We start from the raw sequence: 13744 nt of genomic DNA, 5'->3' as shown, positions 1-13744 counted from the left end.
ACTCCACCCCCAACGCCGCTGCGACCTGCGACGATGCCTCGTCAAGAGGCGCGCCTGCGGGCGCCGTCGCGAACGGCCCGGCCGAGGCACCGCACGGTCACCGTCCGGCGACCCTGCGAGAATTGCGCCCCCGCCTCGCGCGCCCATCTATCCTGGCTGCCCAGCCGGTGGTCCGCTGGGATGACCCCGGTCAGTGCCGTCCTGGGAAGGCGGGTGCCGATGGAGCCGCTCGAACCGTCCGATCCGCGGACGATCGGCGGCATCGAGCTGCACGGCCGGCTCGGCAAGGGCGGCATGGGCGAGGTCTACTTCGGGGTGACACCGGACGCGGAGCAGGTCGCGGTCAAGGTGATCCTGGACGACATGGTCGGCCACGACACCGTGCGCGAGCGCTTCGACCGCGAGGTGCTCGCGATGGGGATGGTCCAGGGGCCGCGCGTCGCGGGCCTGGTGGCCGCCTCCGAGCCCGGCGCCGACAGTCCGTGGCTGGCGATGGAGTACGTTCGCGGCGCGACACTCCAGGACTACCTGGCGGATCATCCGGCGCTCGCCGCCGAGATGGGCGCGGCGCTCGGCGTGATGCTCGCGGAGGCGCTCGACGACATCCACGCCGCCCGGATCCTGCACCGCGACCTCAAGCCCGGCAACATCCTGCTCGGCCCGGACGGCCCGAAGGTCATCGACTTCGGCCTCGTCGACCTGGTGGAGGCCGAGGAGGGCCTCACCGCGACCGGCGCGCGCCTCGGCACGCCCCGCTTCATGCCGCCCGAGCAGGTCGAGTCGGCGAAGGACCTCACGCCGGCGGCAGACGTGTACGCGATGGGCGCCACGCTGCTCTACGCGCTGACCGGGCACCACCCGTACGAGCAGAAGAACGCGCACGCTCTGTACTACGCGATCGCGAGCCCCGACAAGGAGCCGGACGTCTCGGGCCTGCCCGCGCCGCTGGCGCCGGTGATCGAGGCGATGCTGGCGCACGGCCCCGCGTCCCGCCCGACTGCGGCGCAGGCGTCCGCCGAGTTCCGCGGCGTCCTGGCCGCCGCCGGGCTGTCCGTCCGCGACGCCCGCGTCCATTTCGCGACGCTCACCTATGTCGAGCGGCCGGACGACCCGCCGTCCTATATCGAGCCGCCCCGGCGCCCCGCCCGGCCGCGGCATAGGGAGCGTTCGACGCCTCGCCCGGTCGTCGCCTCGCTCGCGGACCGGCTGGCCCTCGCCTACGCGCCGGGCGCAAGACTCTGACCGGCTCCCGCCACCGCCCCGACCCGCTTTGGACGACCCGTTAGGAGCCCGCCGAGTGACCTTTTCCGCAGAGACCGCGACCCCGTACGCGCCGGGCGCGCGCATCGAGGTCCGCGACGCGGAGTGGATGGTGCGCACCTGCACGCCCACGCCCCGCGACGGCTTCAAGGTCACCGCGGTGGGCGTCTCGGAGTTCGTGCGGGACGAGGACGCCGTCTTCTTCACCGAGATCGACGATGTCGTCCAGCTCCGCCCCGAGGACACCCGGCTCGTCGCCGACACCTCGTCCGCGTTCGCGCGCAGCCGCCTCTACCTGGAGTCGGTGCTGCGCCGCACGCCGCTGCCGCAGTCCGAGCGGGGCCTGGCGCTGCCCGACCGGTTCCTCCTCGACCCGCTCCTCTACCAGCAGCGCCCGGCGGAACTGGCGCTGAAGGGACTGCGCCCCCGCATCCTCCTCGCCGATGTCGTCGGCCTCGGCAAGACCCTCGAAATCGGTCTGATCCTGGCCGAGCTGATCCGCAGGGGACGCGGCGAACGCATCCTCGTCGTGACGCCGCAGCAGGTCCTGGAGCAGTTCCAGCACGAGCTGTGGACGCGGTTCGCGATCCCGTTCGTCCGGCTCGACTCGGTCGGCATCGAGCGGATCCAGCGCGACATCCCCGCCGGACGCAACCCGTTCCTGTACTACAAGCGCGTCATCATCTCCGTCGACACCCTTAAGAACCAGGGCCGCTACGGGCAGCATCTGGAGAACATGCATTGGGACGCGGTCGTCATCGACGAGTCCCATAACCTCATCAACGAGGGCAACCTCCGCAACAAGCTGGCCCGTCTCCTCGCCAAGCACACCGACGCGCTGCTGCTCGCCAGCGCGACGCCGCACAACGGCGACGCCAAGTCGTTCGCCGAGTTGATCGGCCTGCTCGACCCGGCCGCCATCGCGGATCCGAAGCAGTACTCGGCGTCCGACATCGACCACCTCTACATCCGCCGGACGAAGATCAGCGACGAGGTGCGCGACCAGATCGGCGGACGGTGGCCCGACCGGGGCCCCTCCGTCTCGCTGCGCGCCCCCGCCACGGCCAAAGAGGAGGCGGTCTTCGCCGAGCTGGCCGAGGTCTGGCTGCCCGGCCCGGACCGCGCCGGCGTCTCCGTGGTCGACAGCGACCGCCGCCTGTTCCCGTACACGCTCGCGAAGGCGTTCCTGTCGTCGCACGTCGCGCTCGGCACGACGGTCGCCAAGCGGTTGAAGAACGCCACCGAGCCGCGCGAGACCGAGGCGCTCAACAACCTGGCGTTCCTCGTCGAGCAGATGGGCGACGGCGACTCCGCCAAGCTCAAGGCCCTCGTGGACGAGTTGAAGGGCATCGGCGTGAAGGCCAAGGGCACGATGCGCGCCGTCGTGTTCTCCGAGAGCATCCCGACCCTGGAATGGCTCGCCCGGACCGTCCCCGCGGAACTCGGGCTCAGCCCCGACCAGGTGCAGATCATGCACGGCGGCTTCTCCGACCAGCGGCAGCAGGAGATCGTGGAGAACTTCTCCCTCGCCGACAGCAAGGTCCGGCTGCTGTTCACGGGGGACGTGGCGTCCGAGGGCGTGAACCTGCACCGCCAGTGCCACCACCTGATCCACTACGACCTGCCGTGGAGCCTCATCCGGATCGAGCAGCGCAACGGCCGCATCGACCGGTACGGGCAGGAGCACGAGCCGCAGTTCCGCGCGATCGTCCTGACCTCGGGGACCGAGGGCGCACTTGACGACACGACGGTCGCGGAGAAGCTGCTGAGGCGTGAGGAAGAGGCGCACCGCAGCATCGGGACGGCGGAGGCCGTCACCCGCGAGTTCACGGCGAAGAAGGAAGAGGACCGCCTCATCAAGGACCTCCTCAAGGGCAAGTCGGTCGAGGAGTCCCTGGCGGAGGCGCCGCCCGTCGACTTCCTGGCGAACCTGTTCGGGGCCGTGGAGCAGGAGGAGGCACGCGCGGAGGTCAGGCGCGCCCGCGTCCCGAAGCTGTTCGGGTCGACGGAGGAGTTCGTCCGGGAGGCGCTGCGCACCGTCTGCCCGAGCCTGCGCGTGGACGACGACGGCAGCCTGCTCGCGTTCGAGCCGCCCCCGGACCTGATCCATCGCCTGTCCGCGCTGCCGTCGTCCTATCTGCGCACCCACAAGATCAGCGAGCGGATGAAGGTGACCTTCGACCGCGACCTCGCGCAGCGCAAGCTGGACGAGGCCCGCCGCACCAAGACCATGTGGCCGGACATCGCCTACCTGTCCGACCTGCACCCGATGGTCGAGTGGCTCGTGGACAAGGTGCAGGTGCAGCTCGTCCGCCGCGCGGCGCCCGTCATCACCGCGAAGGTGGACGAGCCGACGTTCCTCGTCCAGGGCATCTACTCCAACGCGCTCGGCCAGCCCACGGTGGTCGACTGGATGGCGATCAGCGGCCTGCCGGGCGCGCCGGTCGTCCGCGATATGACCGAGGTCCTCACCGAGGCCGGCGTCGGCCCCACAATGATCAACACCAACCGGGCACCCGATATCGAAGGACTCACCCCGCTCATCGACCCCGCGATCCAGGCCGCACGCCGCCACCTGGACGAGCAGCGCGACCGCCACGACGACGAGGTGGCGCGGCCCCTGCGGGAGTACGACGGGCAGCTCGAACTGTGGGAGCGCGAGAGCTTGAAGAGCCTGGACGGGACGTCGCACGGGGTGAAGAAGCGGGGGCAAGTGAACGACACGGTCGCCGACCAGAAGCAGTTGCTCCGGAGCTTGGAGACGACGGGGGAGCCGCTGCTGCGCATCCTCGCCGTGCTTGAGGGGGACGCATGACGTACGACTCGATCGTCAACCGCGGCGACTACTTCTCGGCCCACTACCTGGCCGAGGTCCTCCCCAAGGACCTGAAGAAGAAGGACGGACTGCTCACCCGCTGGACCGAGGCCGAGAAGGACGGGCAGCCGACCCCGCGCACCGGCCTGCGCGCCCTCAAGCGCAGCTACTTCAAGGACCGTCCCACTTTCGCGGACGCCCTGGAGATCGTCCGCGAGGGCAGGGATCTCCCGAAGATCGAGGAGTGGAAGAAGGCCCTCCACGAGCTGCACGGCGACGTCCTCCGCGCCCTCGGGTTCAAGGCCGAGCCGCGGGTCCTGACTGTCGAGCGGTCGGACAAGCAGTACGAGGTCGCCGTCGCACACGCCGAGCCGTCCGACCGTCCCAGCGTCATCGCGATCGAATGCGGATGGGCCCCGGACGTCGACGCCGCCCTCGACATCACCGAGGCCGGACGGCTCCTCACGCCTGTCGAACTCGACCGCCCGCACATGCTCCGCACTGGCGACAAGCTGGCGTCTTGGCTGTTCGCCACCGACGAGCCGCCCCGCTACGTGCTGATCCTCGCGGGCGGCGTGATCATCCTCGCCGACCGGATGACGTGGGGCGAGGGACGGTACCTCGCCGTCAGCCTGGACGTCGCGCTCGGCCGCAGCACCGCCGCGACCAGCGAGATCGAGACGATCGCCGCCCTGTTCAGCGCTGACGCGCTGCTGCCGCCCGAGGAAGGCGGCGCCGAACCCCTCGCCGAACTCCTCTCCGGCTCCCGCCAGCACGCCGTCGGCGTTTCCAAGGAGCTTCGTGAAGGTCTCCGCGACTCCGTCGAGATCATCGCCAACGAAGTCCTCGACCGGATGCGGGAACAAGGTGTCCGCCCCGAAGAGGTCATGGAACCGGCCGCCTTCGCGAAGGAACTCGGCCGCGAATCCCTCCGCTACCTCTACCGGATTCTCTTTCTTCTGTACGCCGAGGCCCGCCCGGAACTCGGCATCCTCCCCACCGACGACGAGGCGTACGTCCGCGGTTACAGCATGGCCCGCCTCGGTGACCTCATCATCCGCGACCTGGTCTCGGAGGAGTCGCGCCGCAGCGTCCACCTGTACGAGTCGCTCGACCTGCTGTTCCGGATGGTGAACGAGGGACACAATCAGCGCGGCGCGGGCATTCCGCTCGGCTCGGAAGGCGAAGGACTCCGCTTCGAACCCCTCAAGTCGGACCTGTTCGACCCCGACCGCACCCGCCTCATCGGCAAGGCCGCAATCGACCTGGACGAGGACGACCCTGACTCGCAGCCCATCGACACCCGCCTCCGCAACGAGGCTCTGTACAAGGTGCTGCGCCTCCTCATGCTCTCCAAGGGCAAGCGCAGGGAACGCGGCGGCTTCATCTCGTACGCGCAGCTCGGGATCAACCAGCTGGGCGCGGTGTACGAGGGGCTGATGTCGTACACGGGATTCATCGCGAAGGAGGAGCTGTACGAGGTCGCCAAGAACGGCGACCCCAAGGACGGCTCCTGGATGATCCCCGCCTCAAAGATCAACGACTACGAGGACGCCGTCTTCGTCCGCAGCGTGGACGAGAACGGAATCAAGACCGAGGACCGCGTCCGCTACAAGCCCGGCGCGTTCGTCTACCGGCTCGCCGGCCGTGACCGCCAGACCAGCGCGTCCTACTACACGCCCGAGTCACTGACGCAGGTCACGGTGCAGTTGGCGCTTCGCGAGCGTCTCGACCAGGACGGGACGACCACCAAGGCCCGCGAGATCCTCGACTGGACGATCTGCGAACCCGCCCTCGGCTCCGGCGCGTTCCTCAACGAGGCGATTAACCAAGTCGCCGCCGAGTACCTCAAGAGGCGTCAGACCGAGAAGAACCAGAGCCTCGAACCCGACCGCTACGCGGAAGAGCTGCAGAAGGTCAAGGCGTACATCGCCCTGCACAACTCCTACGGGGTGGACCTCAACGAGACGGCCGTCGAACTGGCCGAAGTCTCGCTGTGGCTGAACGTTATGCACCGCGGGCTCCAGGCTCCGTGGTTCGGCCTGCATCTGCGCCGGGGCAACTCGCTCATCGGCGCCGGCCGCCGCCTGTACGAGGCGCACCACTTGAAGAAGAAGGCGTGGCTGACCACCGCGCCGAAGGACCATCCGTTCCGGGACGGCCCGATCCCCGACGGCCACATTCACCACTTCCTGCTGCCCGCCCAGGGCTGGGGAGCCGTGGCGAGTGAGAAAGAAGCCAAGAGCCTCGCCCCAGAGGACGCTAAGCGCCTCTCCGACTGGCGCAAGGGAATGCTCAAGGACCCGTCCACCAAGAAGAAGCAAGGACAGAAACTCACCCAGGTCCAGCGCCTCCAGGGCCTCTCCTGCCGCGCGGAATACCTATGGGACCTGGTCATCAAGCGCCTGGAGCTGTCCGAGAAGGACATCAGCCGCCGCATCAACGTATGGGGTGCGGACGATCTGCGCGAGCCGGGGGAGGAGGTCATCTCCCGCGAGCAGATCCTCAAGGACCTGATGTATCCGGGGACGCCCTTCTGGCGCCTCAAGACCTTGATGGACGCGTGGTGCGCCCTCTGGTTCTGGCCGTTGGACAAGGCCAGCCTGCTTGACGGCTCGGACGGCACCTATGAACGGTTGAAGGACAACGCCCTCGACAGCATCCCGCCCGTGCCCTCAGCGGTTGAGGCCCTTGACCCCGGCCCGACCGGGTTCCCGGAGAGTTGGGAGGCAACCTCGCTTTTCGGGGAGGACCCAGTTCAGGTCCCCATCAACCAGCCAAAGCCGCGCCCCAAGTCACCCGCCAAGCCCGCCCGTGTCGAGCGCCGCCAGGTGATTCCACTGTCCGACCTGGACGACTGGCTCGACTTTGCCGAGGCTCTCCTTGGCACGACGGATATTCCCGAAGGCTCTCTCGGCGCCCACTTCGCCGACCTGAACGAGATTGGAGAGCATGAGGAGCAGTTGCCTGTCTGGATGGGCATGGACACGGAACACAAGCTCAGCGACCGCTTCCCATGGCTCGACGCTGTCGAAGACATTGCGAAGCAGCGAGGCTTCTTCCACTGGGAACTCCAGTTCGGCCAAGTCTTCACAAGAGCGGGCTTCGACCTTCAGGTAGGCAATCCTCCTTGGGTTCGCCCGCGCTGGGAAGAAGCAGATGTGCTAGCCGAATTCGATCCCTGGTTCAAGCTCGCTGACAAAGCAACTGCAAATGATTGGGTGGACAGAAAACTTGTAGTGCTGGAAAGTTCAGCTAGATGCAAAGTCTTCCTTAACGAGTTGTCGGTGCATGTGGGTATGGAGATTCTCGGCTCAGTGGCCGTTTACCCGGTGCTCACCGGCACGCAGTCGGACCTCTATAGGCCGTTTATGGTCCGTGTTTGGAAAAACCTCAAGATTAGTGGAATAGCTGGACTTATCCATCCAAAGTCGCACTTCGATGGAGTAAAGGAAGGACGTCTTCGGGCGGAGGCCTATGCGCACCTTCGCCTCCATGCACACTTTCAGAACCGCCGCCTTATATTCGACGACGTGGATTGGAATAAACAGTTCTCGCTGCAGATCTATGGGTCATCGCAGGCTATCGATTTCGTGCACGTTAGCTGGCTTTTTGAGCCACAAACGCTGCATGATTCGTTGCAGCATGACGGAAAAGGCGCAACCCCCGGCCTGAAGGATAAAAAGGGCTGGGATTTGCGTCCTCACGCGAAGCGACTAATCTCTGTGGACAGTTCTGTGTTGGCGGAATGGAGTATGCTATCCGGCAGTGACGGGGTTCCGATCGAGCAATCGAGACTGCTCTATCCTGTGTCTACGGATGAGCAAGAAGCGATCGCTGCGCTTTCGCGAGTGAGCCTGCGCCTCGGTAACCTATCACCCAGAATAAGTCGCGGTTACGATGAGTCGGGGGCGAAGAAGGCTGGTTTGATCCAGTGGCGAACTTCCATGCCCGAGAAGTGGTCAGAAGTGATTGTCCGTGGTCCCCAGTTCATAGTGGCCACACCCTTCGCGAAACAGCCGCCCGCCACAAAACATACCGATAAGCCGGTCGATCTTACTCGTATACCAACCGACGCGATTCCTAGTACGGACTATTGTAGAGCGTGCGGAGAGGGCGAGTTTCGAGCCGCCCAAGATCGTTGGATGATTCATCCCGGGACAGAGATCGCGCGCGCTTCTGGCGGCCGAATTAAAGAGGACAATTCTTTCTCTATTCAAGAGGTAAGTAAGAAGTCTGGCGTGCCGGAATTTTCAAGCCCAATTTTTGAGGACGAAGCAGGGCGCCCTTTTACAGAGTTTTATCGAGTGTTTTGGCGCGAGATGATCCCCGCATCTACAGAGCGTAGTCTGTTTCCAGCGCTGTTCCCTCCCGGTCCCGCGCACATTCATGGCGTCCGTTCAATGGCGCTCAGCAACGACCGCGAAACAGCGCTCGTGGCGGGCTTCTGGGCTGGGCTTCCCGTAGACTATTTCCTCCGCATTGGAGGACGGGGCCACCTAGACGTAGCCGACGCAAGGCTCATGCCAGCGCCTGACTCGCAGCACCCATTGGCTGACGCTCTTTTGCTACGAGCGTTGCGACTGAATTGCCTAACAAGCGCATATGCTGACCTATGGCGGAGGCTTTTTGTCGGCGACTGGGTTGCAGATGTCTGGGCTGTGTGCTGGGACGGAGTAGCGGCACTAGGGACGGTCAGTCCGCATTGGGATAATGATACGCCGCTGCGAACGGAATTTGCGCGACGAGCAGCCTTGGTGGAGATTGATGCACTTGTGGCTGTGATGTTGGGAATTAAATTCGAATCGTTGTTGGCTATATTCCGTTCCCGCTTCCCGCAACTCGTTGACTATGAGGAGTTGATGTGGTTTGACCGGAGGGGGCGGAAGATTGCGGCGAATTTCAATCAATGGGGCCATGGTCAAAATAAAGAACACTATAGTCAACTGATGTATCATCTGGAAAGTCCAGAAACAGTAACACCTCCTGAAGGGTATGCAGCGCCGTTCTATAAGGCCGATCGGGAGGCCGAGTATCGAAAGGCGCATGCTGTGTTCTCGGAGCGGTTGGAGCGGGCGAAGGCTGAGGGGTGGACGCCCGATGGTGGGGGCCCGTCTGCCTGATGCTGGCTCGTCGCGCGCCCGGGATATTCGGCGAGAGTCGAACACGCGCCTGCGCGGGACGTAACACCGGGATAGCATCGCGGCCATGGTCGAACAGCGTGTCGCCATGGTGACTGGGGCCAACAAGGGAATCGGGTTCGCCGTCGCTGGCGGGCGCCTCAGGCAGGGCATCGTGGTGTATTTGGGCGCACGCGACACTGCCCGCGGTGATCAGGCCGCCGCAGAGTTGGCCGAAGTCGGGCCGGTGCGCTCTGTATTCCTGGACGTGACGGACGCGGAGTCCATCGCCGCGGCTGCCGATCGGATCGAAACCGACGAGGGTGTGCTCGACATCCTGGTCAACAATGCAGGCATCCTTGTGCAGCCGTTGCACCCGCCGAGCCAAACGCCGGTCCAAGACGTTCGGCAGACCTACGAGACCAATGTCTTCGGCGTCATCGCCGTCACCAACGGCTTGCTGCCCCTACTGCGGAAATCACGAGCCGCGCGCATCGTCAACCTCACCAGCGACCTCGGGTCGGTGGCGAAAGCCGCCGACGACCCGAACTTTCCGCAATTGCTCGCCTACAACTCGTCCAAAGCAGCCCTCAACGCAGTCACCGTCACTTACGCAAAACGAGCTGCGCGACCTGAACATCCTCGTCAACGCCGTATCGCCTGGCTCTGTCGCCACTGACCAGAACGGACACCAAGGAGTCCTCTCGCCCGACGAAGGTGCGAAACTGTTAATCCGAATGGCGACGCTTTCCGCTGACGGACCCACGGGTACAGCCGTGACAGCCGATACCGACCTCACACAACACCCGCTCCCCTGGTAGACACTCCCACGAAACACCCGGCGCAGACCGCCGGACATCACTTACCTCCATCAGCCCGGAGCATTCGTGGGGTCGTTCTGCGGCGACGGAGCGTGGGCCGGGCGATGGCACCGGAATTTTCGGCTCGAGAAGACGGTCCTGATGGCCGGGATGACCCGAGGGCAACCGAGACCGCGCGGATCCGGCCCGGAGACTGGTCCGAGCGATCACTGGCTCTTCAGTCGGTGAGGACCGCGGTGCAGTTGTGGAGGTCGGTGTCGAAGGCCGACGGGTCGGCGCAGATGCGCAGCCGGCCGCCGGGTTTCCATCCGCCACCACGGCCGGGGTCCGTGCGGCGCCGGGCCCCCCTATTATTCGACCTTGCCGTTGATGCACTTGAGGGCCACCGTCGTCCCAGCCGCAGGCTTTGAAGCTGGCCGTCTTGCTATTGGGAAGTGTCCTATGCCCATGCAATAGCTGTTACCGCCGCAGACGTCGTCTGCGGGGTCGGTTCGCCGTCTCTGGGGCCGTCAGCATCCGCCGGTGCGTGTCCAGCGCGCCGGTCCCGCGCTCCCGGGACCGGCGCACGCACCCCCTCGTCAGCGAATCAGGCGGTGAAGATATTGCTCTTGCAGCTGCCCCGATTGTGCACCCACACCTTCATATACACCTTCCGCCCGTCCTTGATCGACAGGTTCCGGACCTTGTACGCCTGGTCGCTGGTCAGGGTGAGGGTCTTCTTTTTCTTCCACTTGCTCCCGTACTTGACGTACAGGGTGCCGCCGACCGACGTTTTGGTCCCGTTGTAGACACCGAACACCTCGCCCTTGGCCGTGAACCTGGCCTCGGCGAAGTTGCTCTTGCTGAACTTCCACCGTCTGCGGGTCCAGCCGGATGAACCGCCAGGGTCGCCGTCGCTGGTGTCCTTGTGCGCCCTGCAGTTCCAGCCGTTCGGCGGCGGGGCGGGGTCAGCTCCCGCATCAGGCGCCGCCACCAGCGTGCCCGAGACGGCGACACCTGCGGCCAAGGCGGCGGTCACCGTACGTTTACCGGTGATCATGGGCGTTCCTCTCCGGGGAATCTCCGAATTGCGCGACGAGCGTACGGGCGGGTGGGCGTCATCGGGTTCCCCCTTTCAGCGGTGACTTAAAGGGTGGCTGGATCCGCTCGACCACCGACTCGAAACTGAGGCCCGCGCGGGCCAACGAGCCGTGTCGCTTGGTCTTGAAGCTCACACGCTCCCTTTCTGGATGGACGGCCCGGAGCGTCCACTGCTCCGGGGGTGGACTACGAAGTTACGGGAACGCGTTATCGATCCACTATCCATTCGTTAAGGATGTAGTGCTCAGGCCGGCCTCGCCGCGACCCTTCAGGCCCGGCCATGGGGCATCATTCGCATCGTCGCCAGGAGGATCAGTGCGCACATCGGCCTCAACGGGCCGTTCCAGGTCATGAGCCTTGAGGACGATGTCGCCTACATCGGCGCGTTTCATGGTGGGCGATTGGTCCAAGATCCTTTGGAAGTGCGGGAGCTCGCCGTAGATTTCGAGCTGATCGGGGCGAAGGCGCTGAGTGAGGATGCGTCCAGGACTCTGATCCTTGAGATCATGAAAGGTTTCTCATGACGATCTACTGGCGCAAGAGTTCCCGCAGTGGAAGCGCGACTGATGAGGCATGTGTCGAGCTGGCCACGTTTCACGAGGGAGTCGGGCTCAGGGACTCGAAGGATCCGGACAGCGGGCGGCTGGTCGTGAACCGGGCGCAGTTCGGAAGCCTGTTGCAGGCGATCAAGGAGGGGGCTCTCGACCGGGACTGACGAGAAACGTGGGCCGATCTTGGAGCGTGGGCTTCAAGATCGGCCGACTTGGTGGGGGAGCGGGGTGGGAGCGTGTCCGTTGGTAGACGAGAGCGAGGACCTCCCAGATCATCGACGGGACGACCGGCGCTCCACCGAAAACGCCCAGGACGGACCGTCCCAAACCTAGGGTTGAGCCCTAAGGATCGCCTGATCGCTGCGATCGACGGGCGTCACGAGGCCACCGGAACTGCCGGAGCCCGTGGTGTGGTGTCCTTGCGGCACCACACCCTGAGGCGAGGAACAAGGACGCCACGCCACAGACGGACGCGTCGGGAGTCAGGGCTTGAGGCGGGCCCAGACCCATTTGCCGCCGGACGGGTCGGGGGTGTGGCCGCACTCGACGGCGAGGGCCGCGACGATCGGGAGGCCACGGCCGCCGTTGTCGTCCCAGTGCTCCTCGGAGACGTCGAGGGTGTCGAGCGTCATGTCGATCATCGGGCGAACCTGGGGCTCGGCCGAGTTCGTGTCCCAAACCGCGATGAGGACGCCGGCGATGTCGCGGCTGCACTGGTACCGGATCTCCTTGCCAGGCGTGGCCGCCACGGCGTTGGTGATCAATTCCGAGGCGATGAGGAATACATCGTCCGAAATGTGCATGTAGCCCCATTTGTGTAGGCGGGTTCGCGTCAGCGTACGGGCCAGTCCTGGCGCCGCCTTCGACGCCAGCATTGGGATGAGCAGGCAGTCTGGCGTTGTCAGCATCGCCCCGTCCTTCCTGGGGTTGTTTCCGGATTTCTGTCCCCAGGATCGGCGGCAGGAGCTAACCTCGCGTGTATCTGGGAAAACCGGAAACACAGGGGGACGCATGGCCAACAGCAGGGAGCCGCTCGACCCCAAGATCTCCCTATGGCACTTTCTGGCGTACGCACTGCGTTTCGAGCGGGATAAGCATGATCACTCGCTGGCGCAGTGCGGGCAGATTATTAGTGCTGCGCGATCGACTGTTTCCAACATGGAGGCTGGGCGACTCAAACTCCATGATGACCAGGCGAGGGCGTTGGACAAAAAGTACAACACGCCCAGGCTCTTTGAAATGCTGATCTGGTTCGCTCGTACCTCACACAACCCTGACTGGTTCCGGCAGTACACCGAGTACGAGTTGCAGGCGACCATGATCAGGATTTACCAGGGGCAGGTCATCCCCGTCCCGCTCCAGACGGAAGACTATGCGCGCGCGTTCGGGGAGGCTGGTGGCGCGGCTGATGTCGAGGCCGTTGTGGCCGCGCGCATGGCGCGCCAGAAGGCGCTGCTGGGTGGTTCTGGGGCTCCTCTGTTGCTCGTGCTGCTGGATGAGGGAGTGCTGTACCGCCCGGTCGGCGGCGCCGAGGTGATGAAGGCCCAGCTCCAGCGCTTGCTGGAGTTGAGTGGGCGCCCCAACGTGATCATCCGTGTCATCCCGAGGTCGGCCGGAGCCTACATAGGTCTTGACGGCCCGTTCCAAATCATGAGTCTGGAATCTCGGGACATCGCCTACATTGGGGCTTTCCGCGGAGGCCGCTTGGTGGAGGTCCCGTCCGAAGTAAGGCAGTTGAGCATGGACTTCGAGCGGATCGGAGCGAAAGCCCTCCATGAGGACGCCTCCCGGTCTGTGATCCGCAAGGTTATGGAGGAGTACGCATGACTAGCGCGTGGCGCAAGAGCTCGTACAGCGGTGGCGCAACCGACGAAGCCTGCGTCGAGCTGGCCGTGTTGCCCGAGGGAATCGGGGTCCGGGACTCCAAGGATCCGGATGGCGGACGACTGGTCGTGTACCGGGCACAGCTCGGAAGCCTGTTGCTGGCGATCAAGGAAGGGACTTTCGACCGGGCCTGACGAGAGGCATCGGCCGATCTTGGAGCAAGGACGCTTCAAGATCGGCCGACTTGGCGGGGGAGTCTGACGGATGGAGAGG

At 65.1% G+C, this 13744-nt stretch carries 9 protein-coding genes and 1 pseudogene; 8 read left to right on the top strand and 2 right to left on the bottom strand.

Features of this window, described 5'->3' with window-relative positions; all coding sequences use genetic code 11:
* Window positions 1-180: 180 nt before the first annotated feature.
* The 4 genes from E1293_RS20040 to E1293_RS20025 all read left to right on the top strand — a co-directional run bounded on the left by E1293_RS20040 (window position 181) and on the right by E1293_RS20025 (window position 9874).
* Window positions 181-1242, top strand: a complete 1062-nt coding sequence (locus tag E1293_RS20040; RefSeq protein ID WP_165978319.1) for a serine/threonine-protein kinase — start codon at window positions 181-183, stop codon at window positions 1240-1242.
* 55 nt (window positions 1243-1297) lie between these two features.
* Entirely contained in the window at window positions 1298-4075 is a 2778-nt protein-coding gene (locus E1293_RS20035; RefSeq protein WP_243716340.1) for a DEAD/DEAH box helicase, read from the top strand.
* Window positions 4072-9198 carry a class I SAM-dependent DNA methyltransferase gene (locus tag E1293_RS20030; protein ID WP_132198962.1) on the top strand — a complete coding sequence of 1709 codons (5127 nt, stop codon included), beginning with the start codon at window positions 4072-4074 and terminating at the stop codon, window positions 9196-9198. Before E1293_RS20035 ends, E1293_RS20030 begins: the two co-directional genes overlap by 4 nt.
* An 85-nt stretch (window positions 9199-9283) precedes the next feature.
* Window positions 9284-9874: an SDR family NAD(P)-dependent oxidoreductase gene (locus tag E1293_RS20025; RefSeq protein WP_243716339.1), complete on the top strand. Its 591-nt coding sequence runs from the start codon at window positions 9284-9286 to the stop codon at window positions 9872-9874.
* Window positions 9875-10602: 728 nt separating this feature from the next.
* Here E1293_RS20025 and E1293_RS20020 read toward each other — a convergent pair.
* A complete protein-coding gene (locus tag E1293_RS20020) occupies window positions 10603-11055 on the bottom strand; it encodes a hypothetical protein (protein WP_132198961.1) in 453 nt (150 codons plus the stop codon).
* Between the two features lie 313 nt (window positions 11056-11368).
* Here E1293_RS20020 and E1293_RS47570 point away from each other — a divergent pair.
* Window positions 11369-11620: pseudogene (locus tag E1293_RS47570) on the top strand (Scr1 family TA system antitoxin-like transcriptional regulator); the annotation flags it as partial.
* Window positions 11617-11811 (top strand): DUF397 domain-containing protein, encoded by a 195-nt coding sequence (locus tag E1293_RS20015; RefSeq protein WP_132198960.1) that lies wholly within the window; start codon window positions 11617-11619, stop codon window positions 11809-11811. The pseudogene E1293_RS47570 and the gene E1293_RS20015, both read left to right, overlap by 4 nt.
* A gap of 318 nt (window positions 11812-12129) precedes the next feature.
* Here the strand turns inward: E1293_RS20015 and E1293_RS20010 are convergent, their stop codons facing one another.
* The gene (locus E1293_RS20010; protein ID WP_132198959.1) at window positions 12130-12555 is read right to left on the bottom strand and encodes an ATP-binding protein; all 426 of its coding nucleotides are present in this window, start codon (window positions 12553-12555) and stop codon (window positions 12130-12132) included.
* 103 nt (window positions 12556-12658) lie between these two features.
* Here E1293_RS20010 and E1293_RS20005 point away from each other — a divergent pair, with 103 nt between their 5' ends.
* A complete protein-coding gene (locus E1293_RS20005; protein WP_132198958.1) occupies window positions 12659-13474 on the top strand; it encodes a DUF5753 domain-containing protein in 816 nt (271 codons plus the stop codon).
* Entirely contained in the window at window positions 13471-13665 is a 195-nt protein-coding gene (locus E1293_RS20000) for a DUF397 domain-containing protein (protein WP_132198957.1), read from the top strand. Before E1293_RS20005 ends, E1293_RS20000 begins: the two co-directional genes overlap by 4 nt.
* Window positions 13666-13744 lie beyond the last annotated feature (79 nt).

The organism is Actinomadura darangshiensis, assembly GCF_004349235.1.
GTDB lineage: Bacteria > Actinomycetota > Actinomycetes > Streptosporangiales > Streptosporangiaceae > Spirillospora > Spirillospora darangshiensis.
The sequence above is the reverse complement of the archived record's forward strand: the minus strand, read 5'-3'. Positions and strand labels throughout refer to the sequence as shown.